The sequence below is a fragment of the Kitasatospora purpeofusca genome (assembly GCF_036010405.1).
GTDB lineage: Bacteria > Actinomycetota > Actinomycetes > Streptomycetales > Streptomycetaceae > Kitasatospora > Kitasatospora purpeofusca.
In genome coordinates this window covers 4,025,304-4,051,017 of the sequence record NZ_CP108561.1, presented here as the reverse complement: position 1 = coordinate 4,051,017, position 25,714 = coordinate 4,025,304, and the positions used below count along the sequence as shown (strand labels likewise).

Genomic DNA, 25,714 nt, shown 5'->3' with positions numbered 1-25,714 from the left:
GCCCCGCCCGGCCCCGTCGTCGTGCTCAGCCGATTCCCAGCGACCGCCGCAGGAAGTCGAGCTGGTGGTGCAGCAGGTGCTCGGCCACCGCGGGGTCGGCCGGTGAGTGGCCCGCGCCGGGCAGCGGCAGGAACTCGTGCGGGCGGCCGGCGGCGAGCAGGGCGGCGGAGAGCCGCAGGCTGTGCGCGGGCAGCACGTTGTCGTCGGCGAGGCCGTGGACCAGCAGCAGCGGGCGGCTCAGCCCGGGGGCGTCGGGGAGCAGCGAGGCGGCGTCGTAGCGCTCGGGGTGCTCGTCCGGGTGGCCGAGGAAGCGTTCCTTCCAGTGGGTGTCGTAGAGCCGGTGGTCGGTGGGGGCGGCCCCGGCGACGGCGGCGTGGAACACGTCGGGGCGGCGCAGCACGGCGAGCGCGGCGAGGAAGCCGCCGAAGGACCAGCCGCGGATGCCGACCCGGTCGAGGTCGAGCAGTCCGGGGCGGAGCGCGGCGGTGGCGTGCAGGGCGTCGACCTGGTCGGCGAGGGCGGGGTCGGCGATGTCCGCGAAGACGGTCTTCTCCCAGCGCGGGCCGCGCCCGGGGGTGCCCCGGCCGTCGACGACCAGGACGGCGAAGCCCTGGTCGGCGAACCACTGGGAGGTGAGGTCCCACCAGTGCGGGGCGGCGGAGACCTTGGCCATGGCGGGGCCGCCGTAGGGGTCGAGCAGGACGGGCAGCGGGCCGTCGCCGGGGCGGTGGCCGGCGGGGAGGAAGAGCGTGGCGCGGAGCTCGCGCGGGCCGAGCCGGAGCAGTTCGGGGCGGGCGGTGAGGACGGGTGTCTGCGCGTGGGAGACGAGGGTCGCGGCGGGCCGGTCCGGGCGGTGGACGGTGGTGCGGCCGGTGGGCGCGCCGGGGGTGCGGGCGGTGTGGACGAGCGTGCCGGCGCGGCGCACGCCGGTGTGCGTGCCGGGCTCGTGGCTGAGCCGGACGGCGCCCGAGGCCGGGTTCCACGACCAGAGGTGGGTCTCGGTCGGTTCGTCGGAGGCGGTGAACAGCACCTGCTCGCCGTCGGTCCCGAGGACGGCGCGCAGCTGGAGGCCGGGCGGGGTGACGGGGGCGCCGTCGACGGTGAGGTGGCGGGTGTCGCCGCGGTCGGCGGCGTCGACGAGGGAGCCGGCGGCGGTGCGGGCGGGCAGGCCGGGGAGGAGCTCGACCCAGTGCTCGTCGCGGCGTTCGGCCAGGACGCGGGTGGCGCCGTCGGCGGGGTCGACCGCCAGGGTGAGCACGGTGCGCTGGTCGCGGCTCTGCACGGCGGCGTACGGGCCGTGGGCGTCCCAGCCGGCGGCGGTCAGGTACTCGAAGCCGGTCCGGTCCCAGCGGACCTCGGTGCGTCCGCCGTCGAGGTCGAGCAGCCAGAGGGTGACCTCGGCGTTGTCGGTGCCGGCCAGCGGGTAGCGGTGGGTGCGCGGCGGCCGGGCCGGGTCGGCCGGGTCGGCGTGGTGGAGGCGGCGCAGCGGGCGCTCGTCGACCCGGGCGACCAGCAGCCGGGTGCCGTCGGGGGACCACCAGTGGGCGCGGTGGCGGTGCATGGACTCGGCGGCGACGTGCTCGGGCAGGCCGTAGCGGACCTCTTCGTGCTCGGGTTCGACGAGCGCGCGGTCGTCCCGGCCGTCGGCCCCGACGACCCGAAGGGCGCCGCCGCCGGCGTAGGCGATCCGGTGGCCGGTGGGGTCGGGGCGGGGGTCGTGGACCTCGGTGGCGGTGGGGACCCTGCGGACCTCGCCGGTGGCGGTGTCGGCGAGCAGCAGGGTGCCGGACAGGGCGAAGGCGGCGGTGCGGCCGGTGGCGTCGGTCGCGTACGCGGTGATGCCCCGGCCGAGGACGCGGGCGCGTTCGCGGCGGATCCGTTCGGCCTCGGGGAGGTCGCCGCCGGTGTCGCCGAGGGCGGCCGGGTCGGCGATCAGGCGTTCCTCGCCGGTGTCGGTGTCGAGGGCCCAGAGCCGCCCGGTCGGGTCGTCGCCGGCGGGGCTGCGCAGGAAGAGCACGGTCCGGCCGTCGGCGGTGACGGCGGGCGCGGCGGGCGCGCCGAGGGTGAGACGCCCGGTGCGGGCGAGCTGGCGGGGGAGCGAATCGGTCGGCATGCCGGGACCATAGGCAGATCCGACCGGGGAGCGGGGGCCGAAGGGGTGAAACGGCCGGGGCCGGTCGGGCAGACGTCAGTGGACGTCGCCCATCAGCCGCACGACGTTGCGGCGGTACATGTACAGCGCCGCGCCGGCGAGGATCGCCATGCCGCCCTGGACCGCGAAGTACCAGGTGGAGCCGACCACGCTGTCACCGAGGACGAGCTGGAAGATGGCGGCGACGCAGTCACCCGCGGTGACCGCGAGGAACCACACGCCCATCATCTGGCTGGCGTACTTGGTCGGCGCCAGCTTGGTGGTGACGGACAGGCCGACGGGGGAGAGGGTCAGCTCGCCGACGGTCTGGATCAGGTAGACCGAGGCCAGCCAGAGCGGCGTGACCTTGGTGTCGCCGGAGGCGGCGGCCATCGCCAGCATCATGACGATGAACGAGGCGCCGATCATCAGCAGGCCGAAGGAGAACTTCGCGGTGGTGCTGGGGTTCTTGGAGCGGCGCGAGAGCGCCACCCAGATCCAGGCGAAGACCGGAGCCAGGGCCATGATGTACAGCGGGTTGAGCGACTGGAACCAGCTGGACGGGAAGTCGAAGCCGAACAGCGTGGACGAGGTGTTGTCCTGCGCGAAGATGTTCAGCGTCGAGCCGGACTGGTCGTAGATCATCCAGAACACGGCGGCGGCGACGAAGAACCAGATGTAGCCGCTCATCCGGGACTGCTCGGTCTCGTCGAGGTCCTTGTCGCGCTTCACCTTGGCGAAGACGAAGACCGGGATCGCGAGGCCCGCGATCGACAGCGGCCAGATCGCCCAGTTGATGGTGAAGTGGCCGGTCAGCGCGACGACCGCGTAGAAGACGGCGGCGGCGGCGAGCCACAGGCCGGCCTTCTTGAAGATCGCGCTCTTCTCGGCGGGCGAGATCGGCGAGGTCACCACGTCGCTCTTGGCGCTGAGGTGGCGGGTGCCGAGCAGGAACTGGGCGAGGCCCAGGGCCATGCCGACGCCGGCGAGGGCGAAGCCCAGGTGCCAGTCGACCTCCTGGCCGATGGTGCCGATGACCAGCGGGGCGGCGAAGGCACCGAGGTTGATGCCCATGTAGAAGATGGTGAAGCCGCCGTCCCGGCGCGGGTCGTTGGGCCCGTCGTAGAGGTGGCCGACCATCGTCGAGATGTTGGCCTTGAGCAGGCCCGAGCCGAGCGCGATCAGCGCGAGACCGGCGAAGAACGACACACCGACCGGCAGGGCCAGCAGGAAGTGGCCGACCATGATGATCGTGCCGCCGAGGGCGACGGTCTTCCGCGCGCCGAGGAAGCGGTCGGCGATCCAGCCGCCCGGGAGGGCCAGCAGGTAGACCATCGCCGTGTAGACGCTGTAGACGGCGCTCGCGACGGCCATCTTCATGCCGAGGCCGCCGTCGGTGACGGAGGCGGTCATGTAGAGCACCAGCAGGGCACGCATGCCGTAGTAGCTGAAGCGCTCCCACATCTCGCTCATGAAGAGCGTGGCGAGGCCCCGGGGGTGCCCGAGGAAGGTCTTGCCGCTGGGAGAGGCCGACTGAACGCCGGACTCCAGGGTCGTAGACGCCATGTGTAGTGGTTCCTTGCCTGACAGCGTCCGCCAAGGGGGGTGGAGGCGGACGTGGACGAAACCACTCTACGTGGCGATATTTGGCGGCATCAGCTGACAAAAGCCGTGCATCAGGTATGGAAATGGCAAAGTCCGCGAGAGATCAGTCCACGTTATCCATGGTAGAGCAGCGAATATTCCTTCGCTTTCAAGCTTGAGGCGCAGGATCTTCGCCGAACGCGCGGCCCGGGCGTGTCCGTTGAGGCTCGACCACCCCCCGTATAACGATCACGCACTGTGAACTACCTCACGGAGGCAACGGCCGCACCCCGGCGGACTACCATCAGCCCATGACCTGTGTGCTGCTCGCCGAGGACGACCCCGCGATCTCCGAACCGCTCGCCCGGGCGCTGCGCCGTGAGGGGTACGAGGTGCTCGTCCGTGAGGACGGCCCGTCCGCACTGGCCGCCGGGCTCGGCGAGGAGGTCGACCTCGTCGTCCTCGACCTCGGCCTGCCCGAGATGGACGGTCTTGAGGTGTGCCGCCGGCTGCGCGCGGACGGCCGCAGCTGCCCAGTCCTGGTGCTCACCGCCCGCGCCGACGAGGTCGACACGGTGGTCGGCCTGGACGCCGGTGCCGACGACTACGTCACCAAGCCGTTCCGGCTCGCCGAACTGCTCGCCCGGGTCCGGGCCCTGCTCCGGCGCGGCAACGTCGACCAGCTCACCACCGGCGCGCACGGCGTCAAGATCGACATCGAGTCGCACCGCGCCTGGCTGGGCGAGGAGGAGCTCACCCTCTCCGCCAAGGAGTTCGAGCTGCTCCGGGTGCTGGTCCGGGACGCCGGCCGGGTGGTCACCCGCGAGGAGATCATGCGGCAGGTCTGGGACACCACCTGGTGGACCTCCACCAAGACCCTGGACATGCACATCTCCTGGCTGCGCAAGAAGCTCGGCGACGATGCCGCCAACCCCCGCTACATCGCCACCGTGCGCGGGGTGGGCTTCCGCTTCGAGAAGAATTAGCCCGAGCGGACGCCCCGACCGGGGGCGCCCACCACCGTCGGGAGCGGCAGCGTGAAACGCCGAATGATCAACTCGCTGCTGGGCGTGGTCCTGGTGGTGGTCGTGGTGTTCTGCGTCCCCCTGGCGGTGGTGGAGAAGCGCACCATCGTCAGCTCCGCCCAGGACCGCGTCGACGCCGCCGCCGTCCGGGTGCTCGCCCTGGTGGAGAACCGGCTCGCCGCCAACGAGCCGGTCACCGGCGACAAGTTCGCCAACCAGGTCTCCGAGGGCCAGTACGTCGAGGTGGACATCCCCGGCCGGGCGGTCGTCGCCAGCGGGCAGCGGCCCGACGGCGACCATGTGCTCAAGGCGGTCGAACGCGGCGCCAGCGGCGAGACCGTCACCGTCGAGCAGTCCCGCGAGGCGGTCGACCACGAGATCGCCAACATGCTGCTGCTGCTCGGCGTGGTCGCGCTGCTCGCCGTGCAGGCCGCCGTCGCCCTCGCCGTCCGGCAGGCCAAACGGCTCGCCCAGCCGCTCACCGACCTCGCCGAGACCGCCGAGCGGCTCGGCTCCGGCGACCCGCGCCCGCGCGACCGCCGCTACGGCGTGCCCGAACTCGACCGGGTCGCCGAGGTGCTCGACGTCAGCGCCGAACGGATCGCCCGGATGCTCACCGCCGAGCGCCGGCTCGCCGCCGACGCCTCGCACCAGCTGCGCACCCCGCTCACCGCGCTCTCCATGCGGCTGGAGGAGATCACCGCGCTGGCCGAGGACCCGGAGACGGTCAAGGAGGAGGCCACCATCGCCCTCCAGCAGGTCGAGCGGCTCACCGACGTCGTCCAGCGGCTGCTGACCACCCAGCGCGACCCGCGCAGTCCCACCGCCGTCGCCTTCGACGTCGACGACGTGGTCAAGCAGCAGGTCGAGGAGTGGGGGCCGTCGCTGCGCGGCACCGGGCGGGTGCTCCAGGTCGAGGGCCTGCGCGGGGCCGCCGCCGTCGGCACCCCCGGCACGGTCGCCCAGGTGCTGGCCACCCTGATCGAGAACTCGCTGATGCACGGCGCCGGGACGGTCACCCTGCGGGTCCGGCCGTCCGGGACGTCCGTGGTGGTGGAGGTGCAGGACGAGGGCCTCGGGGTGCCGCCCGAGCTGGGCAACCGGGTGTTCGAGCGCGCGGTCAGCGGCCGCAACTCGACCGGCATCGGGCTGGCCGTCGCCCGCGACCTCGCGGAGGCCGACGGCGGGCGGCTGGAGCTGCTCTCGCTGCGGCCGGCGGTGTTCGCGCTCTTCCTCGGCCGCAGCCGGCGCGACGCGTAGCGCCGTGTCCTGGCGGTGCGGTCAGAACCGCTCGTCGCGGACCACGTCCAGGTCGGTGAAGGTGGGCGGCGCGTCGCAGAGCGCCACCATCTCGCGGTAGATCCGGTCGGTCTCCGGCAGGTTCGAGTTGCGCATGGCGTCGTCGTAGGACGCGAACTCGACGATCTCCACCACGTGCCGGGGGTCCGAGCGGTCGGTGCCGACCAGCGCGTGGTCGACCGTCCGCCGGCCCTCGGTCTTCTCGGCCCAGCGGTCCATCAGGCCGTTGAGCTCCTCGATCCGGTCGGTCCGGCATTCGATGATCTGGACGAAGGTCATGGCGAGCCTCCTGGGTCCCCCCGGGGCCTCGATCGTTCGCCGGCCGTGCTCGCCCTCGGCCACCACTCTCCTCCTGCCGCGGCGTGGGCGGCAACCGAGGGGAGGCCCGTTCTACTCGGCCTTGGCGAGCCGGACCCGCTCGGCGGCCAGCACCAGCTCGGCCTGGGCGACCACGGCGGCGGCCCCGGCGGGGGCGGCGGTGGCGTCCTGGACGGCCGGGGTCCCGGTCACCGGCTCCGGGACGGCCTTGAACACCCAGGTCCGGTACGAGACGAAGCGGAACACCGTGCCCAGCCCGAGGCCGACCACCTTCGCGGCCAGCAGCTCGAGATTGGCGAGTCCGAACATGTACTTCGCGATTCCGAGCAGCCCGGTGTCGATCAGCATGCCGATGCCGCTGAACACCAGGAACAGCATGATCTCCCGCTTGCGCGAGGCGGCGTCCCGGTCCCGGTACAGCCAGTAGCGGTAGCCCAGGTAGTTGGTGGCGATCGCGATCGACGTGGCGGCGATGTTGGACCGCACCGGGGCGAGATGCAGGCCGTTGATGCAGATCCAGAAGATGGCGAAGTTGACCACGACGCCACTGAGGCCGACCGCGCCGAACTTGACCGCCTCGCCCTTCATGCCGCGCAGCTTCTGCGCCAGCGAGGGTTCCGACGCCGTGGTCGTCGCCATACCGGGCTGCCTCCATGTGCCTGCGGACGAAAGGGTCACCGGGGCAGGTGCGCCGCGGTCCCCTTGAGCCCTGCGTGCACGCACATGATCGGATCGCGCGTATCAGGACCTGGCCGACCAGGCTACCCGGTTCCGCCGATCGGCTCAGCCCCCCGGGTCCGGCCGAACGGAGCCCCGAGGTAGGGACGCGGTCGCGGCGGGAGCGGTTCCACACCCTCCCACCGGCCCGGATATCCTGGCGGGGTGACTTCCCCGGGCAACGCGAATTTTCCAGTGGTGGGCATGATCGGCGGTGGGCAGCTTGCCCGCATGGCACACCAGGCGGGCATCCCGCTCGGAGTCCGGTTCAAGCTCCTCGCCGACACTCCCCAGGACTCGGCCGCGCAGGCCGTCTCCGACGTCGTCCTCGGCGACTACCGCGACCTCGACACCCTGCGCCGCTTCGCGGCCGGCTGCGACGTGATCACCTTCGACCACGAGCACGTGCCGACCGAGCACCTGCGGGCCCTGCAGGCCGACGGCATCGCCGTCCGGCCCGGTCCTGACGCGCTGGTCAACGCCCAGGACAAGGGCGTGATGCGGGCCAAGCTCGACTCCATCGGCGTCCCCTGCCCCCGGCACCGGATCGTCGCCGACCCGGCCGACGTGACCGCCTTCGCCGCCGAGGGCGCCGGTTACCCGGTGGTCCTGAAGACCGTCCGCGGCGGCTACGACGGCAAGGGCGTCTGGGTGGTCGGCGACGAGGAGGCGGCCGCGGCCCCGTTCCTGGCCGGCGTCCCGGTGCTCGCCGAGGAGAAGGTCGACTTCGTCCGCGAGCTGGCCGCCAACGTGGTCCGCTCGCCCAGCGGCCAGGCGGTCGCCTACCCGGTGGTGGAGAGCGTCCAGGAGAACGGCGTCTGCGCCGAGGTGACCGCCCCCGCGCCCGACCTCGACCCCGCGCTGTCCGACGAGGCCCAGCAGCTGGCCCTGCGGATCGCCGGCGAGCTGGACATCACCGGCCACCTCGCGGTCGAGCTGTTCCAGACCGGGGACGGCCGGATCCTGGTCAACGAGCTGGCCATGCGCCCGCACAACTCCGGGCACTGGAGCCAGGACGGCGCCGTCACCTCGCAGTTCGAGAACCACCTGCGGGCCGTGCTCGACCTGCCGCTCGGCGACCCGAGGCCGCGCGCCAAGTGGACCGTGATGGTCAACGTCCTCGGCGGCGACTACCCGGACATGTACCACGCCTTCCTGCACTGCATGGCCCGCGACCCGGGCCTGCGCATCCACATGTACGGCAAGGACGTGAAGCCCGGCCGCAAGGTCGGCCACGTCAACGTCTTCGGGGACGACCTCGACGACGTCCGTGAGCGCGCCCGCCACGCGGCCGCCTACCTGCGAGGAACGATCACCGAATGACCGCCCCCACCGCCCCCGCCTCCCCGCTCGTCGGCATCGTCATGGGCTCGGACTCCGACTGGCCCGTGATGGAGGCGGCCGCCCAGGCGCTCGACGAGTTCGAGATCCCCTACGAGGTCGACGTCGTCTCCGCGCACCGGATGCCGCGCGAGATGGTCGCGTACGGCGAGAGCGCCCACAAGCGCGGCCTGAAGGCGATCATCGCGGGCGCCGGCGGCGCCGCCCACCTGCCGGGCATGCTCGCCTCGGTCACCCCGCTGCCGGTGATCGGCGTGCCGGTGCCGCTGCGCTACCTGGACGGCATGGACAGCCTGCTGTCGATCGTGCAGATGCCGGCCGGCGTCCCGGTGGCCACCGTCTCGGTGGCGGGCGCGCGCAACGCGGGCCTGCTCGCGGTGCGGATGCTGGCCGCCTTCGACCCGGACCTCACCGAGCGGATGACCGAGTTCCAGGCCGAGCTGAACAGCCAGGCCACCGAGAAGGGCAAGAAGCTCCGGGCCAAGGTGGCGGGTTCCGCCTCGTTCGGCTTCGGAAAGTAGTCATAAAAGCAGCCTGGTCGGATACAACAGCTCGTATGACCTCTGAGCTGCTGGATTCCACGCCCGCCGCCCTGCTGGAGCGCGCCCGGGCCGTCCTTCGCACCGCCCCCGTGGTGGACGGCCACAACGACCTCCCGTGGGCGATGCGCGAGCAGGTCGGCTACGACCTCGACGCGCTCGACCTGGCCGCCGACCAGAGCACCCGGCTGCACACCGACCTCGTCCGCCTCACCGCGGGCGGGGTCGGCGCGCAGTTCTGGTCCGTCTACGTGCCCAGCCGGCTCGCCGGGGACCACGCCGTCAGCGCCACCCTCGAACAGATCGACTTCGTGCACGCCCTGGTCGACCGCTTCCCCGAGCGGCTTCGGCTCGCGCTCACCGCCGACGACCTGGAGGCCGCCCGCGTCGAGGGCCGGATCGCCTCCCTGATCGGCGCCGAGGGCGGCCACTCGATCGACTGCTCGCTCGCCACCCTGCGCGCCCTGTACGCGCTCGGCGTCCGGTACATGACGCTCACCCACAACGACAACACGCCGTGGGCCGACTCCGCCACGGACAAGCCCGCCGCCGGCGGCCTCACCGCCTTCGGCGAGGAGGTCGTCCGGGAGATGAACCGGCTCGGCATGCTGGTCGACCTCTCGCACGTCTCCGCCGACACCATGCGCGACGCCCTGCGGGTCAGCGAGGCCCCGGTGCTGTTCTCGCACTCCTCGTCCCGCGCGGTCTGCGCCCACCCGCGCAACGTCCCGGACGACGTGCTCGCCCGCCTCGCCGACAACGGCGGCGTCGCGATGGCCACCTTCGTGCCCAAGTTCATCCTGCCCGCCGCGATCGAGTGGACCGCCGCCGCCGACGAGAACATGCGCGCCCGCGGCTTCGACCACCTCGACACCACCCCCGCCGGGATGGCCTGCCAGCGTGCCTACGAGGAGGCGAACCCGCGCCCGGTCGCCACCGTCGCCACCGTCGCCGACCACCTCGACCACATGCGCGAGGTCGCCGGCATCGACCACATCGGCATCGGCGGCGACTTCGACGGCACCGCCTTCCTCCCGGACGGCCTCGACGACGTCGCCGGCTACCCCAACCTGATCGCCGAACTGCTGCGCCGCGGCTGGTCGGAGACCGACCTCTCCAAGCTCACCTGGCACAACGCCGTCCGCGTCCTGCGCGACGCCGAGAGCGCCGCCGTCCGCCTCCGCGACGCGGGCCGGGCCCCGTCCATCGCCACCCTCACCGGCCTGGACGGCTGACCCCGCGGGCCCGGGTGGGGCGGCCCGACCGTCCCACCCGGGCCGGCAGGTTCGGAGAGGGCTCAGCCCAGCCGCGGGAACTCGATCGCGGGGCACTTGTCCATGACCATCTCCAGCCCGGCGGCGGTGGTCCGGGCGTAGGCGTCCTCGTCCACCACACCGAGCTGGAACCAGACCGCCTTCGCCCCCACGGCCACCGCCTGGTCCGCGACCTCCCCGGCCAGCGCGCTGTTCACGAACACGTCCACCACGTCGACCTCGAACGGGACGTCCGCGAGGGAGGCGTACCCCTGCTCGCCGAGGACCGTCTCGGCCTTCGGGTGGACCGGCACGATCCGCTTGCCGCGCTCCTGGAGGAACCGGGCCACGCCGTACGCGGCCCGGGCGGTGTTGGTGGACAGGCCGACCACCGCCCAGGTGTCACCCCGGCCGGTGAGGATGGAACGGACCGTCGCTTCGTCGCCGTAGTTCGTCATGCCCGGGGCAACGAAGGCCGCCCGCCGGGGATTCCCGTCAGCTCGGGCGGCCGAGCGCGCGGTAGGTCCACCCGGCGGCGCGCCAGGCGTCGGCGTCCAGGACGTTGCGGCCGTCGAGCAGGCGGCGCTCGGCGACGACCGCGCCCAGCTCGGCCGGGTCGAGCGCGCGGAACTCCTGCCACTCGGTGAGGTGCAGGACGACGTGCGCGCCCTCGGCGGCCTCCAACGCGGAGTCGGCGTAGGCCAGTCCGGGGAACATCTTGCGCGCGTTGTCCATCGCCTTGGGGTCGTAGACGGTGACCTGCGCGCCCTGGAGCTGGATCTGGGCGGCCACGTTGAGCGCGGGCGAGTCCCGGATGTCGTCCGAGTTGGGCTTGAACGCGGCGCCGAGGACGGCGATCCGCCGGCCCAGGAAGCCGCCGGCGCACTGCTCGCGCGCCAGCTCGACCATCCGGGAGCGGCGGCGCATATTGATCGAGTCGACCTCGCGGAGGAAGGTCAGCGCCTGGTCGGCGCCCAGTTCGCCGGCCCGCGCCATGAACGCCCGGATGTCCTTGGGCAGGCAGCCGCCGCCGAAGCCCAGGCCGGAGTTGAGGAACTTGCCGCCGATCCGGTCGTCCAGCGCGAGCGCCGCGCTCAGCTGGGTGACGTCCGCCCCGGCCGCCTCGCAGACCTCGGCCATCGCGTTGATGAAGGAGATCTTGGTGGCCAGGAAGGAGTTGGCGGCGGTCTTCACCAGCTCGGCGGTCGCGTAGTCGGTGACCAGGAACGGCACCCCGGCGGCGATCGGCTCGGCGTACACCTCGCGCAGCAGTTCCTCGGCCCGCCCGCTGCGGGCGCCGATCACGATCCGGTCCGGGCGCAGGGTGTCCTGGACGGCGAAGCCCTCGCGCAGGAACTCGGGGTTCCAGGCGAGTTCGGCGCCCTCGCCGACGGGGGCCAGCGCGGCCAGCCGCTCGGCCAGCCGGCCCGCCGAGCCGACCGGCACCGTGGACTTGCCGACCACCAGCACCGGGCGGGTCAGATGCGGGGCGATCGCGTCGATCGCGGCGTCCACGTACGACATGTCGGCCGCGAACTCGCCCTTGCGCTGCGGGGTGTTGACGCAGACGAAGTGCACGTCGCCGAACTCGGCGGCCTCCTGGGCGGAGGTGGTGAAGCGCAGCCGGCCGGTCGAACCCTCGTGCCCCGCCACATGCTTGAGCAGCAGCTCGGACAGGCCCGGCTCGTACATCGGGACCTGGCCGGCGGTGAGGGTGGCGATCTTCTCCGGGTCGATGTCCAGACCCAGCACCTCGAAGCCGAACTCCGCCATGGCGGCGGCGTGGGTGGCGCCGAGATAGCCGGTACCGATCACGGAGATGCGGAGGGTCACGGGTTCCCCTTCGGGCGGGCGACGGGTGAGGGTGGACGCGTCCCACCGGGCCGCGCCCACCGATGCTATCCGGCCGGGGGGAATGCGCCCAGACCGTCCCGGTTCCGGCCGTTGTCCCGAAAGCTCCCCGCACGGGGCGGGGCGGCGGCACAATACGCACATGGAGCCGGAGGACGAGCAGTCTGGCGAGCCCGCGCAGCGGCCGGTGCCGTCCGGCCTGAGCCTCTTCGAACCGGCGGAGGGGGCACAGGAGTCGATACCCGGTGCGTCCGGTTCCGCGGCGGGCCCGGGCGACGGCGGTGAGGACCCGCCGCCGGACCACGAGCCGTCGGACGGTGGGCCGCTGGACCACGAGCCGCCGAGCCGCCGCCGCCGGACCCGCCGGGTACTGCTCTGGACCCTCTCCGCCCTGCTCGCCCTCGCCGTCGGCGGCTGCGGCGCCCTCTGGTGGACCGCCGAGCACTACGCCTCCTCCGTGCACCGGATCCCGGACGCCTTCCCGACCGTGCCGGAGACGGCCCAGCCGAAGCCCGTCCCTGGCAGCGGCCTCAACCTGCTGCTGGTCGGCCTGGACGCCCGCTCCGACACCCCCACCACCGGCAGCGCGGCCAAGGCCCCGGCCTGGCAGGCCGGGGCGGCCCGCAGCGACACCATGATGCTGCTGCACCTCTCCGACGACCGGAGCTCGGCGACCCTGGTCTCGCTGCCCCGGGACACCTGGGTGCCGGTCCCGGGGCACGGCGAGGCCAAGCTGAACGCCGCCTACTCCTGGGGCGGTCCGGCCCTGATGACCGAGACCGTGCAGAACCTCACCGGCATCCGGATCGACCATCTCGCGGTGATCGACTGGAACGGCTTCCGTGCCCTCACCGACGCCGTCGGAGGGGTGGACATCACCGTTCCGCGCACCATCGAGGGCGTCGGCGAGGCCCGTGCCTGGGAGGCCGGCACCCACCACATGGACGGCTCCACGGCGCTGCTCTACGTCCGCGAGCGCTACGGGCTGCCCGGCGGCGACCTCGACCGGACCAAGCGCCAGCAGAACTTCCTGCGCGCGCTGATGCTCAAGGTGATGGACTCCGGCACGCTCACCAGCCCGTCCCGGCTGGGCGGACTGCTGGGCACCGTCGGCGAGGTGGTCAGTGTGGACGACCGGCTGTCCAACACCGACCTGTTCCAACTCGCGTGGGGCCTGCGCTCGCTGCGTGCCGACGACGTCCGCTTCATGAACGCGCCGTTCGGCGGGTTCGCCACCCGGGGCGAGCAGAGCGTGGTGCTGCTGGCGGACCGTCCGGCGGCGCAGCTGTGGGAGGCGATCCGCAACGACCGGACGGACCAGTACTTCCAGGAGCACAAGGCCGGCGACACCCTCGGCACGGACGTCGACTGACCCGAAGGCATGTCCTAGGCAGCCGCAGGTCGGCACCCTAGGATCTCTACCCGACGGTAACCAGCCGGTTCCACGGCGGGCACGACTCTTCGAAGAGGCAGGCATCATGGCGGGCGGCGCAGGCGCGGCGGACTTCGATCTCTTCCGGATCTCCGAGGAGCACGGGATGCTCCGTGAGGCGGTGCGGTCGTTGGCGGAGGCGAAGATCGCTCCGTTCGCGGCGGAGGTGGACGAGGCGGGCCGGTTCCCGCAGGAGGCGCTGGACGCGCTGCAGGCGAACGATCTGCATGCGGTGCATGTGCCGGAGGAGTTCGGTGGTGCGGGGGCGGACGCGCTGGCGACGGTGATCGTGATCGAGGAGGTGGCGCGGGTGTGCGCCTCCTCGTCGCTGATCCCGGCGGTGAACAAGCTGGGTTCGTTGCCGGTGCAGCTGTCGGGGTCGGAGGAGCTGAAGGCGAAGTACCTGGGGGCGCTGGCGCGTGGGGAGGGGATGTTCTCGTACTGCCTGTCGGAGCCGGAGGCGGGTTCGGACGCGGCGGGGATGAGGACCCGGGCGGTGCGGGACGGTGACTTCTGGGTGCTGAACGGTGTGAAGCGCTGGATCACCAACGCGGGTGTGTCGGAGTTCTACACGGTGATGGCGGTGACGGACCCGGAGCTGCGGTCGAAGGGGATCTCGGCGTTCGTGGTGGAGAAGGGCGACGCGGGGGTGTCGTTCGGTGCGCCGGAGCGCAAGCTCGGCATCAAGGGGTCGCCGACGCGTGAGGTGTACTTCGACAATGTGCGGATCCCGGCGGACCGGATGATCGGTGCGGAGGGGACGGGGTTCGCGACGGCGATGAGGACGCTGGACCACACGCGGGTGACGATCGCGGCGCAGGCGCTGGGCATCGCGCAGGGCGCGTTGGACTACGCGAAGGGGTATGTGCGGGAGCGTCGGCAGTTCGGGAAGCCGATCGGTGATTTCCAGGGTGTGCAGTTCATGCTGGCGGACATGGCGATGAAGCTGGAGGCGGCGCGTCAGCTCACCTACGCGGCGGCGGCGAGGTCGCAGCGGGGGGACGGGGACCTGACGTTCTTCGGTGCGGCGGCGAAGTGTTTCGCGTCGGACGCGGCGATGGAGATCACGACGGACGCGGTGCAGTTGCTGGGTGGGTACGGGTACACCCGGGACTACCCGTTGGAGCGGATGATGCGGGACGCGAAGATCACGCAGATCTACGAGGGCACCAACCAGATCCAGCGCATCGTCATGGCCCGCAACCTGCCGTGACGCGGAACGCCCGGAGCCCCCGGCCGAATCGATCGGCCGGGGGCTCCGGGCGTTCCCGTGGACGGGGATCAGCCGGTGCTCACCGCGAGTTCGTCGAGGTGGGGTGCGCCGGTGGCGGCGCTCACGTTGCCCCAGCCGGTCCAGGTGAGCCGGGTGTAGTCACCGATGGCTTCGCGCAGGGTGCCGCCGGCGAGGGTGAAGACGTGCAACCGGTTGCCGAGGCCGACGGCGGAGATCCGGTCGATCGGGCCGATGTCGCCGGTGGCGCCGGTGATGTTGCCCCAGCCGGTCCACCGGCCGCGGTAGAGGTCACCGCTGGCCTGGTGGAGCCGGTTGCCGGTCACCGCCAGGATGTGCAGGGTGCTGCCGACCACCGTGGCCGAGAGCTGACTGATCGGCGCGCCGGGCGGCAGGCCGATCAGGGAGGTGGGGTCGTTGACGGTCCAGGTGCCGACGGCGTAGTCGCCGGTCGCGTCGTAGACCCGGCCGTCGGTCCCGAGGGCCACGACGTGCAGCGAATTGCCGTAAGCGGTGGCCGCGACACGGGAAGCGGGAAGCAGCCCGGAGGCGGCGGAGACGTCGCCCCAGCCGCTCCAGGTGCCCTCCTCCCAGTCGCCGGTGGCCTGGTAGACCCGGCCGTCGACCAGGGCGAGGACGTGCAGCCGGGAGCCCTGGGCGGCGGCGGCGATCTGTGTCGGAACGCCGGGCAGCGGTCCGGCGACACCGTTCGCGGTGATCTCGCCCCAGGAGGTCCATCCGCCGTCCGACATGCGGCGGTCGGCGATGTGGATCCTGCCGTCGGCGGAGACCACGTTGTGGACCACGCCGTCCCAGGTGGTGCCCGCGGCGGTCCCGGTGACGGCGCTCTCGGCGAACGGACGGTCGGCCGCGGGGACGGAGGTGAACGGCGCCCAGACCCCGTAGCCGTAGTGGGCACCGCCGTTCAGCAGCGAGGAGGCGCCGGTGGCGAGCACCTGCACCCGCTCGCCGTACTTGAGGACGGCGGCCGACGCGTCGAGGAGGACCTCGACGTCCACGCGGGCGGTGCTCTCCTGGGCCTCGTCCCGGGACGTGTAGGTCACGGTGTAGGAGCCGGGCGCCGCGTAGGTGTGATCGACGTGGTCCGCGTTCGGCGGGACGTCCGCCACGGTGCCGTCGCCGAAGTTGATGGTGCCGGTCGTCAGGGCGTAGGGGGACATCGAATGGACGTCGAACCGGAACGCGTACGGCCAGCTCACGGTGCTGGCCGTGACGAAGCCGGACAGCGGGAAGGAGGGGTTGGCCATGACGTCGGAAGCGGTCGCGGCCTCGCTGCGGCCGCCCGTGGCGTCGACGGCGACGGCGGTCACGGTGAAGAACTTGCCCGAAGTGCCGGGCAGCGTGTAGGTGTGGCGCACGGTCGGCTCAGTGGTGCGGACCGGTTCGCTGCCGTCACCGAAGTCGACGAGGTAGCTGCCGGCGCCGGTGTTCCAGGCGTTCTGGAAGCCGAGTCGGGCGACGACCGTGAGCGGCGACGGCCCCTTCGGGGTCGGAGTGTCCGCGCCGGTGACCTTGAGCGAGGCCTTCCCGGTCATGCCGCTGATCTCGTAGGCGCCGCGGTCGCGGGTTCCCGGGCCGGTGCCGGCGATCTGCGGGTGGTCGATGGCGGGCTGGCCGAAGATGTCGCTGTCGACGCCGGGAGCGGTCGGGTCGGCGGAGTCGATCGCGCCGGCCGCCGCGTCGGTCAGCCGGTCGAACGGCCGCTCGTAGGTCGAGGCGGAGTACTCGACATCGAGGTCGAGGTCGTGCGTGCCCTGCCCGGTGGCGCTGGTGAACGCGGTCCCGGACGTGTAGCCGGTCCCGGCCCACTTGTAGAGCTGGTAGCCGGACTTCGCGTGCACGACGTTGTAGTCGACGGTCGCGGTCGGGGCGGCGGCGGCCGAGACGGTGATCCGGGCCGCGGCGCCGTTGCCGAACGGCGAGCAGTACGTGCGGTCGGCCTGGAGGCTCTTCTCGTTCCCGTCGACCGCGATGTTGTTCTTCACCACGGCCCGCGGCGAGTCGCCGTCCACCAGGACGCTGCCGGAGCAGTTGAGCGCGAAGGTGTTCTGGGTGACGGCGAGGTCGGCGACGCCGGTGGCGGTGAGGCCGGTGGTCTCGGTGCGGTTGAAGTCGTTGCCGCTCACCAGGACGTCGTGCGCGCCGCCGTCGACGACCATGCCGTACGAGTGGTTGAAGAGGTTCCGGCTGACCGTGACGTGATCGCTGCCCTCGCCGACGTGGAGGGACTCGCGGTTGCCCGAGCGGTCGTACCAGTTGCGGTCCAGGGCCACCCGGGACGAGCCGAGGACCTGCACACCGCGCGGGGCGAAGGTGCGGAAGCCCCGGACCGCGACGTCGTGCACTCCGGAGAGGACGAAGGACGCGCTGTCCGCCGATCCGCGGACGGTCGGCATGACACCGAACGGCGCGACGTCGGGGAGTCCGCCGACGAAGGTGATCGGCTTGTCCGGTGTGCCCGAACGGGTGATCCGGACCTGCTCGGGGTAGTCGCCGGGCGCGACCTGGACGGTCTGCCCGGGCTCCACGACGGCGGCCGCGGCGGAGACGGTGCAGAACGGCTGGGTCACGGTGCCGGGACCCTGGTCGGTGCAGCCGTAGGTGTACTTGCTGACGTGCAGTGTGGTCGCGGTGGAGGCCGGAGCCGCTGTGGCGGGAACGGGTAGTCCGAGTGCGGCGGTGGCCGCTGCGACGGTCAGCCCGAAGGCGAGACGCGGACGCACGAGGTGCTTCCCCCTGTTTCGATGTGATGGCGCGTTCGCCGGCTCCTCGCCGTCGGCGACCCGATGGGCGCATCGGTGTGGGGCCGGTGAAGCTCGGCCCGAGTATGGCAGGGCGGATCTTGCGCGTGCGACCGAAAAACCGATTGTCGTACGACCATGATCCTTTAGGTCCGGATTGCGGGTTTTGGGCCCCGGAATCGCCGGAGCCCCGGGCCGACGGGAGTCGGCCGGGGTCCCGGGCTGCGCCTGTGAGGCGTTCCGTCAGGAGGCGGCGACGGCCGGCTCGCTGAGCGCGGGAGCGCCCACGGCGGCGGTGACGTCGCCCCAGTGGGACCGGCCCCCGAGGTCGTAGTCGCCGGTGGCCTGCTGGATGCGGCCGTCGAATATGTGGAGTTCCTCCAACTCCCTGGTGTTCGAATCGGTTGGCTGACGCACCTGAATGGGCATCAGGGCCGTGGCAGTGTGGCTGATGTGGCGAAAGCTTCCCGTGCTCACTAGTGCGCTGAGTTGTCGTCACTCCACAGTTCCGCACAAGCCAGGGAGTCCCTCCGATGGGTACCGACAACCATGTGTCCCGAGCCTTGGCCCCCGAGCCGGTGCTGGTCACCGGCCTCGGGGCGACGACCCCGCTCGGCGGCGACGTCCCCTCGACCTGGGCGGCGATGCTGGCCGGTGGCACCGGCGTCCGGCCGATCGGGGCCGACTGGGCCGCCGGGCTCCCGGTCCGGATCGCCGGGCAGCTCGCGGTCGAGCCGACCGAGGTCCTGGACCGGGTCCTGGCCCGGCGGCTCGACCGCTGCGAACAGGTCGCGCTGATCGCCGCCCGCGAGGCCTGGGCCGACGCCGGCCGTCCCGAGGTGGACGGCGAGCGGCTGGCCGTGGTGATCGGCACCGGCACCGGCGGCGCGCTCACCATGCTCGGCCAGGACGACGTCCTGGAGACCTCCGGCGTCCGGAAGGTCTCCCCGCACACCGTGCCGATGCTGATGGCCAACGGTCCGGCGGCCTGGGTCTCGATCGAACTCGGCGCCCGGGCCGGCGCGCACACCCCGGTGAGCGCCTGCGCGTCCGGGGCCGAGGCGATCGCCCTCGGCCTGGACCTCATCCGGCTCGGCCGGGCCGACGTGGTGGTGGCGGGCGGCGCCGAGGCGTGCGTCTGCCCGCTGACCCTGGCCGGCTTCGCCCAGGCCCGGGCCCACTCGCTGCGCAACGACGAACCCGGCCGGGCCTCCCGGCCGTTCGACGTCGACCGGGACGGCTTCGTGATCGGCGAGGGCGCGGCCGTCGTGGTGCTGGAGCGGGCCGGCTTCGCCGCCGCGCGCCGGGCCCGCGCCCACGCCGAGCTGGCCGGCGCGGCCGTCACCTCGGACGCCCACCACATCACCGCGGCCGCTTCCGAGGGGCAGGTCCGGGCGATCCGCCGGGCGGTGTCGGAGTCGGGGCTGTCGCCGCTGGACATCGGGCTGGTCCACGCCCACGCCACCTCCACCCAGCTGGGCGACCTGACCGAGGCGGCGTCGGTCACCGCGGCGATCGGCGCCCACCCGGTGGTGACCGCCACCAAGTCGATGACCGGCCACCTCTTCGGCGCGGCTGGCGCGCTGGGGGCGCTCGCCTCGGTCCTCGCGCTGCGCGACGGGATCGTGCCGCCCACCCGCAACCTGGAGCGGCAGGATCCGGCGGTCGGGCTGGACGTGGTCGCGGGGGCCGCGCGCCGGACGCGGGTCGGGGCGGTGCTCACCAATGCCTTCGGCTTCGGCGGGCACAACGCTTCGCTGGTGTTCACGCCCGCGCCGTGAGCGGCGGGGGTGCCCCGAAATCCGGGCGACCGGCGGGCGGGCACTCACTTAGGGTGACGGGCATGTCCACGGAATACCCACTGACCGCCGCTCCGGTCGCCCTGCGGCTCGAACCGGTCACCCCGAAGAACATCGACGCCGCGCTGGAGCTGAAGGTCCGCCCGGACCAGGAGCACCTGGTCTCCCCGGTGGTCAAGTCGCTGGCCGAGGCGTACGCGCACGGCGAGACCGCCTGGCCGCGACTGGTCTACGACGGCGACCACCTGGTCGGCTTCGTGATGGCCTTCTTCGACGTCACCTTCTACCCGGACCGGCCGGGCGACCTGCCGCGCTCGGGCCTCTGGCGCCTCAACATCGCCGCCGGGACCCAGGGCAAGGGCTACGGCCGCTTCGCCGTGGAGCAGGTCGCCGCGGAGATCCGCCGCCGCGGCGGTGACCGGGTCACGGTCACCTATGTGCCGGGGGAGGGCGGTCCGGAGGGGTTCTACGCGCGCCTCGGCTTCCGCCCGACCGGCGAGTTCAGCGGGGACCAGGCCGTCGCGGAGCTGGACCTGTCCTGAACGGACGCGGGCGGGCGACCCGGCCGCCGCCGGGTCGCCCGCCCGTTCACCGGGGACCGGGTCAGCCGACCAGCAGGAACTTGGTGGTCGGCACACCGCGGATGCTGGCGCAGTCCAGGTTCGAGGTGGTGGTGCTGTAGGTCCAGCCGCGGGGGACGTCACAGGCCCAGAGGCCGTTGCGCGGGGTGCGGAGGTGGAAGGTCGTGGCCTGGACGCCCTGGTTCAGGCTGCACCCGGAGGTGTAGGTGACGTAGTCGTAGGTGAAGGCTGGCGTGCCCATACAGGCGGTGAGGCCGTCGTAGGGGGTGCGCAGGTGGTACATGTTGGAGGTCACGCCGGACTGCTGGCTGCAGGAGAGGCCCCACGTGATGTTGTCGTAGACGAAGCCGGGGGCGCTCATGCAGGCGGTCAGGCCGTCGACCGGGGTGCGCAGGTGGAACTGCGGCGAGTTCCAGGTGCCGCCGCCGCTGCAGCTGCGGTTCATGGACACCTGGTCGTAGACGTAGCCGGCCGGGACGGAGCAGGCCCAGCTGCCGTCCAGCCCCGTGGTGGTGGCGGAGGCGTTGGTGGCGGTGACCGCGCCGGAGAGCATCAGCGCCAGTGCGGCGAGGACCGCCAACAGGGCGTTGCGGACGGTGCGGACGGTTCGTGCGACGGACATGGTTCTCCTTCGGTGGGAGGAGTTGCCGGTGGGTGCACGGTGCGGGGCGACGGCGATCGCGGGTGAGCGTTCACTGTCGCCGACGGTTCTAGCACGCACGGCGGGCCGTCGCCTCGGTGATCCGTTCGAGTTGACCATTCCGCCGCCCGCCGTCTAATCGCCCCCGCGCGATTCCTCCGGTCCGGCTCGGTCGATCACCGCCACCGCCCCTGCCGCAGCCGGCGCAGCGCCCCCGGTAGGGTCGGTCGCCGTGCCCACCGCCGAGCCCGAATTCCTCACCGCCGCGCGGACGTTCTACGACGTCCGGACGTCGGAGCAGCCGACTGGGCGGAGCGCCGCAGCTTTCCCAGACGTTTCCTGACGGCGTCGGCCTCGCTGTCGAGCCCGAGGGCCTTGTACAGCTTGAGCGCCCCGGTGAGGGCGTCGGCGGCTTCCCCGGTCCGGCCCAGCAGCTCAAGGACGATCGACAGTCCCCGCAGGACGTGGGCCTCCTCGAAGCGGTTGCCCTGTTCCCGGCAGGCGGTGAGTGCTCGGGTCAGGACCTCGACGCCCTCTTCGAAGCGGCCGGTGTGCATGAGGCTCAGGCCGTGCTGTCGGAGCACCCGGATGTCGGGTTCCAGGTCGTCGCGGCCACGGAGGAGTCCGGAGGCCCGGTAGAGGGTCTCTGTCGCCGCCGCGGTCCTGCCCATCATGTGAAGGGCGCTGCTGAGCGGGAAGGAGGCAGCGGAGACGAGACGCGGCTCGTCGGCGGCCTGCGCCACCTGGAGAGTCCGTTGGGCGACGCCGAGCGTCTCGTCGGGCCGGTTCCGGTAGCTCAGGAAGCCGGTGACGAGGACGCCCAGCTCGACGATGGCCCGATGCTCGGTGGTGGGGAGTCCGAGCACCGCCGTGAGGTTGGCGCGTTCGGAGTCGAATCAGGCGAAGGCGGCGGCCTGGTCCGGAAAGCGGTTGTCGGCGGAATCGGGTCCTCCTGTCTGTCCGGGCAGGTGGGCACCGGCGGCCCGCACGGCGTCCAGGTAGTAGCGCTACAGCCGTCCCCACGCCGCCGTGCGCTCCTCCTCGCCGTCCTGCTCCAGCAGCCTCCGCGTGTAGAGCCGCACCAGGTCGTGGGCCCGCCAGCGGCCCGATCCCACCGGCTGCTCCGCCAGCAGGTTCGCCCGGGCCAGCGCCGCCAGGTGCTGCCGGGCAGTGGTCCTGCCCAGTTCCGCCACCGCGGCCACGGCCTCTGTGGACACGTCAGGTCCCGGATTCAGGGCCGACAGCCGCAGCACCCGCGCCGCGTCCGCCCCCAGCCGCCGGTACGACAGCTCGAACGCGCCCGCCACCGCGAGCGGCATCCCGCCGTCGCCGTGCCGGAGCGCGTCCAATCGGCACCCGGTGTCCGCCAGTTCCTTCGCCAGCTCGACGAGCGGCGTGCCCGGGTCGTCGGCGAGCAGCGCCGCCGCGATCTGCAGCGCCAACGGCAGGTACCCGCAGTGCTCCGCGATCGCCGCCAGCGCCTTCGGCTCGTCCTCGCTCCGTCGGTCCTCCTCCCGGGCCCGCCGCAGCGCCCGCGCGACCAGTTCCCCGGCCTCCGCCGCCCCCAGTACCCCCAGCGGCAGCAGCCGGGCCGGGAAGGCGGGGGAGTGCAGGTTGTCCCGTGAGGTGACCAGCAGCCGGTGGCAGGGGTCCGCGGGGACGAGCGGCGCGACCTGCTCGGCCGCTGACGCGTCGTCGGCGAGCACCAGCACCGCCCCGGCCCCCGCCGCCAGGCGGGCCAGCTCGGAGCGGTAGAGCCCAGCCTGTTCCTCCGCCGTCGGCGGCACATCGTCCTCGCGGACGCCGAGGGCCCGGAGCAGCGCGCCGACCGCCTGCGCGCCGCTGAGGGCGGTACCCGGCCGGTAGCCGTGCAGCTGCACGTGGAGCACCCCGCCCGGGAACCAGCCGCGCCGGACGGCTTCGTGCGCCGCGGCCAGCGCGAACGTGCTCTTGCCGACACCGGCGAGCCCGGCCACGGCGGCGACGACGACCGGTCCGGCGCCCGCCGCTGCGGGCGCGAGCAGCCCCAGCAGTACTTCCGAGGCGTCGGCACGCCCCACCGGATCCACCAGGAGCGGAGGCAGTGAGGCGAGCGCGGTCGGCGCCGGGCCCCTGCCGGGTTGTCCGAGTGACACGTGCACGTGCTCGCCCTGGAACACGTTGCCGTGGATGTCGCTGCCGCTGATCTCGTTCCGGACCCGGTCCGCCCCGTTCGCCACCCCGTCATGGTGGCCCGGGCACTGCCGCGCGCGGGGCCGAATCCGTGTTTCGGCGGTCGGCGGAGCGTGACCGGGTGTCGGGGGGTGCCGCGCGTCGGGGCGCCCGGCATGCCATGATCCCTGCATGGGTTCCAACGTTTTCTTCGACATCACCATCAACGACGAGCCGGCCGGCCGGATCGTCTTCACGCTCTTCGACGACGTCGTCCCGAAGACCGCGCAGAACTTCCGCGAGCTCGCCACCGGCCAGCACGGCTTCGGCTACGAGGGCTCGTCGTTCCACCGCGTCATCCCGGGCTTCATGCTCCAGGGCGGTGACTTCACCCGCGGTGACGGCACCGGCGGCAAGAGCATCTACGGCGAGAAGTTCGCCGACGAGAACTTCCAGCTCAAGCACACCAAGCCGGGCCAGCTCTCGATGGCCAACGCGGGCCGCAACACCAACGGCTCGCAGTTCTTCATCACCACCATCGTCACCGACTGGCTGGACGGCAAGCACGTCGTCTTCGGCGAGGTCGTCGACGGCCTGGACCTGGTGCAGAAGATCGAGGGCCTCGGTTCGCAGAGCGGCCGCACCAAGGCCAAGGTCACCATCGCCAAGTCGGGCATCGTGGAGTAAGGGTTCGCACCCTTTCACCGCACTCGGACGCGGCCCGCACCTCGAGCGGGCCGCGTCCGCGCGTTTTCACTGCCTGAGGCCCACCCCGGCGCGGCGCTCAGAGCGCCGCCGCGACCGCCGCCGCGACGAACAGCACCTGCAGCGCGGTGCGCGCGGGCAGTGGGGTGACGGGCTTCCCGGCGAGGGTGCCGTTGGTGCGGGCGGCGTGCACGTTGGCGGGGAACATCGCCAGCATCAGCAGGGCGAGTCCGGCGGCCGCGTACGGGGCGAGCGGCGGGACGAGGAGCCCGGCGGCACCGGCCAGTTCGAGGACGCCGGTGAGCGTGATGAGCAGTTCGGGGCGGGGGAGCGTCGGCGGGACCATCGCCACGAAGTCGCGCCGGAAGGCGGGCAGGAAGTGCGGCACGCCGGTGGTGACGAACATCAGGGCGAGGGCGCCGCGGACGGCGGGCTGCCAGCCGTCGAGGGTGTCGACGGCGAGGAAGCCGAGCAGGCGGAGGACGGCGAAGCCGCCGAGGAGGGCGATGAGCGGGGCCATGGTGGACTCTCCAAGCTTGTCACCGGGCAATCTTGTCACTGGAAAGATTGCCCCGGGGCGAGCAAACTTGTCAATGCCTGGATATGCTCGGGGGGACGCCGACGAGAGGAAGTGCCATGGGCAGGGCCGAGAGCTACCACCACGGGAATCTGCGGCGGGCCGTGCTGGACGCCGCGATCGCGGCGATCGACGAGTCCGGTCCGTCCGGCTGGAGCCTGCGGGAGCTGGCCCGCCGGGCGGAGGTGTCGCACGCCGCGCCGGCGCACCACTTCGGCGACAAGGCCGGGGTGCTGACGGCGGTGGCGACGGAGGGCTTCGAGCTGTTCGCGGACGCCCTGGGGCGGGCCGCCGGGGAGCCGTACGGGGCCGGGGTGGCGTACGTGCGGTTCGCGGTGGACCACCGGGCGTACTTCGAGGTGATGTTCCGGCCGGAGCTGTACCGGGCGGACGACCCGGAGATGGCGGCGGCCCGCGACCGCGCGGGGGCGGTGCTCGCGGCCAGCGGTCGCGAGCTGTCCCGGGGGGAGCGGCCCGAGCGGGCGACGACCGTCGCCGCCTGGTCGCTGGCGCACGGCTTCGCGAGCCTCTGGCTGAACGGCGCCCTGCCGGAGAGCGGGACCGGGGCGGACGTCGAGGAGCTGGCCCGGGAGGTACTGCGGGTGGCGTTCGGCGGACCGGAGTAGGAAGTCGGTCCGGCCGACTTCCTACCCCTCGCCGGACCTACCGGCGCTCGACGGTCACCGACTCGATGACGACGGCGTCGAGCGGACGGTCGCCCGCCCCGGTCGGGACGGCCGCGATGGCGTCCACGACCTTCTGGCCGGCCGTGTCGGCGACCTCGCCGAAGATGGTGTGCTTGCGGTTCAGGTGCGGCGTGGCCCGGGTGGTGATGAAGAACTGCGAACCGTTGGTGTTCGGCCCGGCATTGGCCATGGCCAGCAGGTACGGCTTGGTGAAGTAGAGCTCCGGGTGGAACTCGTCGGCGAACTCGTACCCGGGCCCGCCCGTACCGTCCCCGAGCGGATCGCCGCCCTGGATCATGAAGTTGGGGATGACCCGGTGGAAGGTCGTCCCGTCGTACAGCGGAGCCGTCGAAGCCTCACCCGTCACCGGGTCGGTCCACTCCCGCTGCCCCTCCGCCAACTCCACGAAGTTGCGCACGGTCTTCGGGGTGTGGAACTGGAACAGCTTGACGGTGATGTCGCCGTGGTTGGTCTTGAGGACGGCGTAGTGCTGCGAGCCCATGGACTGAGGACACCTTTCAACGAATCGACCGAACCCGCCCGATCCTCCCACGCCACCCCGTCCCGCACCGGGCCCACCGGCCGCGACCCGGGTACGTAGCATGACGATTCCGCTCATCTGCGCCAGTAGTGCACTGGCAAAAGAAACTTGACGAGTCATCAGGAATCGTCGGGTGTCGAACGACCGTCCGTTGGACTGGACGTCCAGGCGCCCACGCGTCTGGGCGACGTGTGCAGCGGAACCCTGGGCCGTGGGAGTGGCGGGGACCCGGGGGTGAAGTAGTGGCGAAGGAACTGGGGCAGACCGCCGAGCCGCGAGAACTCCAGAATCCCGACTACCGCATTGAAGGCGATATATGGGATTGCTGCTCGCCGTCGTCCGCCAAGCCGCGATCGATCCGCTCCGGGATTGCTGAGAAAGCGAACAAGGACCAGGCCGACCGAATCGTCCTGAACATGTCCGACACGGAGGTCGACCTTGTGACGATGAAAAAGCAGCTGCAGGACTGGCCTATTGATGGTCTCAAGGAGGTCAAGGTGATCGATAAGGCCGGGAACGTCGTTCACTTCTATCCGTGAACCTGTCTCCAG

24 protein-coding genes and 1 pseudogene are annotated in these 25,714 nt (G+C 72.3%); 12 read left to right on the top strand and 13 right to left on the bottom strand.

The annotated features are described in order from the left end of the window. Positions 1–25 precede the first annotated feature (25 nt). On the bottom strand, positions 26–2,113 hold the full coding sequence (locus OG715_RS17755) for a S9 family peptidase (RefSeq protein ID WP_266269767.1): 2,088 nt from the start codon (positions 2,111–2,113) through the stop codon (positions 26–28). 75 nt (positions 2,114–2,188) lie between these two features. Continuing rightward, positions 2,189–3,697 carry a peptide MFS transporter gene (locus tag OG715_RS17750; RefSeq protein WP_266269766.1) on the bottom strand — a complete coding sequence of 503 codons (1,509 nt, stop codon included), beginning with the start codon at positions 3,695–3,697 and terminating at the stop codon, positions 2,189–2,191. Positions 3,698–4,026: 329 nt separating this feature from the next. On the opposite strand from OG715_RS17750, the gene OG715_RS17745 reads away from it, so the two are divergent. Both OG715_RS17745 and OG715_RS17740 read left to right on the top strand, forming a co-directional pair. Continuing rightward, complete coding sequence (locus OG715_RS17745) at positions 4,027–4,701, top strand: response regulator transcription factor (RefSeq protein WP_030300686.1); 675 nt, start codon at positions 4,027–4,029, stop codon at positions 4,699–4,701. Positions 4,702–4,752: 51 nt separating this feature from the next. Then, positions 4,753–6,000, top strand: a complete 1,248-nt coding sequence (locus OG715_RS17740) for an ATP-binding protein (RefSeq protein ID WP_266269765.1) — start codon at positions 4,753–4,755, stop codon at positions 5,998–6,000. Positions 6,001–6,027: 27 nt separating this feature from the next. Here the strand turns inward: OG715_RS17740 and OG715_RS17735 are convergent. Both OG715_RS17735 and OG715_RS17730 read right to left on the bottom strand, forming a co-directional pair. Continuing rightward, positions 6,028–6,318: pseudogene (locus OG715_RS17735) on the bottom strand (ester cyclase); the annotation flags it as partial. Between the two features lie 111 nt (positions 6,319–6,429). Further along, positions 6,430–6,996 carry a GtrA family protein gene (locus OG715_RS17730; RefSeq protein WP_266269763.1) on the bottom strand — a complete coding sequence of 189 codons (567 nt, stop codon included), beginning with the start codon at positions 6,994–6,996 and terminating at the stop codon, positions 6,430–6,432. Between the two features lie 243 nt (positions 6,997–7,239). Here OG715_RS17730 and OG715_RS17725 point away from each other — a divergent pair, with 243 nt between their 5' ends. From OG715_RS17725 to OG715_RS17715, 3 genes are read left to right on the top strand one after another with little or no spacing between them, the layout of a single operon-like run. Further along, positions 7,240–8,397: a 5-(carboxyamino)imidazole ribonucleotide synthase gene (locus OG715_RS17725; protein WP_266269762.1), complete on the top strand. Its 1,158-nt coding sequence runs from the start codon at positions 7,240–7,242 to the stop codon at positions 8,395–8,397. Next, positions 8,394–8,936, top strand: a complete 543-nt coding sequence (gene purE / locus OG715_RS17720) for a 5-(carboxyamino)imidazole ribonucleotide mutase (protein ID WP_030393454.1) — start codon at positions 8,394–8,396, stop codon at positions 8,934–8,936. The genes OG715_RS17725 and purE overlap by 4 nt, the downstream gene beginning before the upstream one ends. 35 nt (positions 8,937–8,971) lie before the next feature. Continuing rightward, complete coding sequence (locus OG715_RS17715) at positions 8,972–10,189, top strand: dipeptidase (protein WP_266269759.1); 1,218 nt, start codon at positions 8,972–8,974, stop codon at positions 10,187–10,189. Positions 10,190–10,251: 62 nt separating this feature from the next. Here OG715_RS17715 and OG715_RS17710 read toward each other — a convergent pair whose 3' ends face one another. Further along, a complete protein-coding gene (locus OG715_RS17710; protein WP_266269758.1) occupies positions 10,252–10,665 on the bottom strand; it encodes a CoA-binding protein in 414 nt (137 codons plus the stop codon). Between the two features lie 37 nt (positions 10,666–10,702). Beyond that, the gene (locus OG715_RS17705) at positions 10,703–12,040 is read right to left on the bottom strand and encodes a UDP-glucose dehydrogenase family protein (RefSeq protein ID WP_266269757.1); all 1,338 of its coding nucleotides are present in this window, start codon (positions 12,038–12,040) and stop codon (positions 10,703–10,705) included. Between the two features lie 160 nt (positions 12,041–12,200). Between OG715_RS17705 and OG715_RS17700 the strand changes: the two genes are divergently transcribed. Continuing rightward, positions 12,201–13,430, top strand: coding sequence for an LCP family protein (locus tag OG715_RS17700; protein ID WP_266269756.1), 1,230 nt, complete (start codon positions 12,201–12,203; stop codon positions 13,428–13,430). A 106-nt stretch (positions 13,431–13,536) separates the two neighbouring features. Then, positions 13,537–14,703 (top strand): acyl-CoA dehydrogenase family protein, encoded by a 1,167-nt coding sequence (locus OG715_RS17695; RefSeq protein WP_266269754.1) that lies wholly within the window; start codon positions 13,537–13,539, stop codon positions 14,701–14,703. 68 nt (positions 14,704–14,771) lie between these two features. On the opposite strand, the gene OG715_RS17690 is transcribed toward OG715_RS17695, so the two are convergent. Beyond that, positions 14,772–17,465 (bottom strand): PKD domain-containing protein, encoded by a 2,694-nt coding sequence (locus OG715_RS17690; protein WP_266269753.1) that lies wholly within the window; start codon positions 17,463–17,465, stop codon positions 14,772–14,774. Positions 17,466–17,726: 261 nt separating this feature from the next. Beyond that, complete coding sequence (locus OG715_RS17685; protein WP_327064149.1) at positions 17,727–17,867, bottom strand: hypothetical protein; 141 nt, start codon at positions 17,865–17,867, stop codon at positions 17,727–17,729. Positions 17,868–18,016: 149 nt separating this feature from the next. Here OG715_RS17685 and OG715_RS17680 point away from each other — a divergent pair, with 149 nt between their 5' ends. After that, positions 18,017–19,264: a beta-ketoacyl-[acyl-carrier-protein] synthase family protein gene (locus tag OG715_RS17680; RefSeq protein ID WP_407660991.1), complete on the top strand. Its 1,248-nt coding sequence runs from the start codon at positions 18,017–18,019 to the stop codon at positions 19,262–19,264. A gap of 62 nt (positions 19,265–19,326) precedes the next feature. Further along, a complete protein-coding gene (locus tag OG715_RS17675) occupies positions 19,327–19,824 on the top strand; it encodes a GNAT family N-acetyltransferase (protein WP_266269750.1) in 498 nt (165 codons plus the stop codon). 61 nt (positions 19,825–19,885) lie between these two features. On the opposite strand, the gene OG715_RS17670 is transcribed toward OG715_RS17675, so the two are convergent. The 3 genes from OG715_RS17670 to OG715_RS17660 form a co-directional block, all read right to left on the bottom strand. Beyond that, positions 19,886–20,485, bottom strand: coding sequence for a hypothetical protein (locus OG715_RS17670; RefSeq protein WP_266269749.1), 600 nt, complete (start codon positions 20,483–20,485; stop codon positions 19,886–19,888). 275 nt (positions 20,486–20,760) lie between these two features. Continuing rightward, the gene (locus OG715_RS17665) at positions 20,761–21,369 is read right to left on the bottom strand and encodes a tetratricopeptide repeat protein (protein WP_266269748.1); all 609 of its coding nucleotides are present in this window, start codon (positions 21,367–21,369) and stop codon (positions 20,761–20,763) included. A gap of 141 nt (positions 21,370–21,510) precedes the next feature. Next, positions 21,511–22,722 (bottom strand): NB-ARC domain-containing protein, encoded by a 1,212-nt coding sequence (locus OG715_RS17660; RefSeq protein ID WP_266269747.1) that lies wholly within the window; start codon positions 22,720–22,722, stop codon positions 21,511–21,513. Between the two features lie 124 nt (positions 22,723–22,846). On the opposite strand from OG715_RS17660, the gene OG715_RS17655 reads away from it, so the two are divergent. Continuing rightward, a complete protein-coding gene (locus OG715_RS17655) occupies positions 22,847–23,341 on the top strand; it encodes a peptidylprolyl isomerase (protein ID WP_266269746.1) in 495 nt (164 codons plus the stop codon). A 97-nt stretch (positions 23,342–23,438) separates the two neighbouring features. Here OG715_RS17655 and OG715_RS17650 read toward each other — a convergent pair whose 3' ends face one another. After that, the gene (locus OG715_RS17650; RefSeq protein WP_266269745.1) at positions 23,439–23,879 is read right to left on the bottom strand and encodes a DoxX family protein; all 441 of its coding nucleotides are present in this window, start codon (positions 23,877–23,879) and stop codon (positions 23,439–23,441) included. Between the two features lie 116 nt (positions 23,880–23,995). Between OG715_RS17650 and OG715_RS17645 the strand changes: the two genes are divergently transcribed. Then, positions 23,996–24,562, top strand: a complete 567-nt coding sequence (locus OG715_RS17645; RefSeq protein ID WP_266269744.1) for a TetR/AcrR family transcriptional regulator — start codon at positions 23,996–23,998, stop codon at positions 24,560–24,562. Positions 24,563–24,599: 37 nt separating this feature from the next. Here the strand turns inward: OG715_RS17645 and OG715_RS17640 are convergent, their stop codons facing one another. Then, positions 24,600–25,124, bottom strand: coding sequence for a peptidylprolyl isomerase (locus OG715_RS17640; RefSeq protein ID WP_266269743.1), 525 nt, complete (start codon positions 25,122–25,124; stop codon positions 24,600–24,602). Positions 25,125–25,405: 281 nt separating this feature from the next. On the opposite strand from OG715_RS17640, the gene OG715_RS17635 reads away from it, so the two are divergent. Then, complete coding sequence (locus tag OG715_RS17635; protein ID WP_266269742.1) at positions 25,406–25,702, top strand: CdiA C-terminal domain-containing protein; 297 nt, start codon at positions 25,406–25,408, stop codon at positions 25,700–25,702. Positions 25,703–25,714 lie beyond the last annotated feature (12 nt).

Coding starts and splice junctions, on each gene's coding strand:
- OG715_RS17755 (WP_266269767.1), bottom strand. CDS start 2,113: ATGCCGACCGATTCGCTCCCCCGCCAGCTCGCCCGCACCGGGCGTCTC.
- OG715_RS17750 (WP_266269766.1), bottom strand. CDS start 3,697: ATGGCGTCTACGACCCTGGAGTCCGGCGTTCAGTCGGCCTCTCCCAGC.
- OG715_RS17745 (WP_030300686.1), top strand. CDS start 4,027: ATGACCTGTGTGCTGCTCGCCGAGGACGACCCCGCGATCTCCGAACCG.
- OG715_RS17730 (WP_266269763.1), bottom strand. CDS start 6,996: ATGGCGACGACCACGGCGTCGGAACCCTCGCTGGCGCAGAAGCTGCGC.
- purE (WP_030393454.1), top strand. CDS start 8,394: ATGACCGCCCCCACCGCCCCCGCCTCCCCGCTCGTCGGCATCGTCATG.
- OG715_RS17715 (WP_266269759.1), top strand. CDS start 8,972: ATGACCTCTGAGCTGCTGGATTCCACGCCCGCCGCCCTGCTGGAGCGC.
- OG715_RS17710 (WP_266269758.1), bottom strand. CDS start 10,665: ATGACGAACTACGGCGACGAAGCGACGGTCCGTTCCATCCTCACCGGC.
- OG715_RS17700 (WP_266269756.1), top strand. CDS start 12,201: ATGGAGCCGGAGGACGAGCAGTCTGGCGAGCCCGCGCAGCGGCCGGTG.
- OG715_RS17695 (WP_266269754.1), top strand. CDS start 13,537: ATGGCGGGCGGCGCAGGCGCGGCGGACTTCGATCTCTTCCGGATCTCC.
- OG715_RS17680 (WP_407660991.1), top strand. CDS start 18,017: ATGGGTACCGACAACCATGTGTCCCGAGCCTTGGCCCCCGAGCCGGTG.
- OG715_RS17675 (WP_266269750.1), top strand. CDS start 19,327: ATGTCCACGGAATACCCACTGACCGCCGCTCCGGTCGCCCTGCGGCTC.
- OG715_RS17670 (WP_266269749.1), bottom strand. CDS start 20,485: ATGTCCGTCGCACGAACCGTCCGCACCGTCCGCAACGCCCTGTTGGCG.
- OG715_RS17655 (WP_266269746.1), top strand. CDS start 22,847: ATGGGTTCCAACGTTTTCTTCGACATCACCATCAACGACGAGCCGGCC.
- OG715_RS17650 (WP_266269745.1), bottom strand. CDS start 23,879: ATGGCCCCGCTCATCGCCCTCCTCGGCGGCTTCGCCGTCCTCCGCCTG.
- OG715_RS17645 (WP_266269744.1), top strand. CDS start 23,996: ATGGGCAGGGCCGAGAGCTACCACCACGGGAATCTGCGGCGGGCCGTG.
- OG715_RS17640 (WP_266269743.1), bottom strand. CDS start 25,124: ATGGGCTCGCAGCACTACGCCGTCCTCAAGACCAACCACGGCGACATC.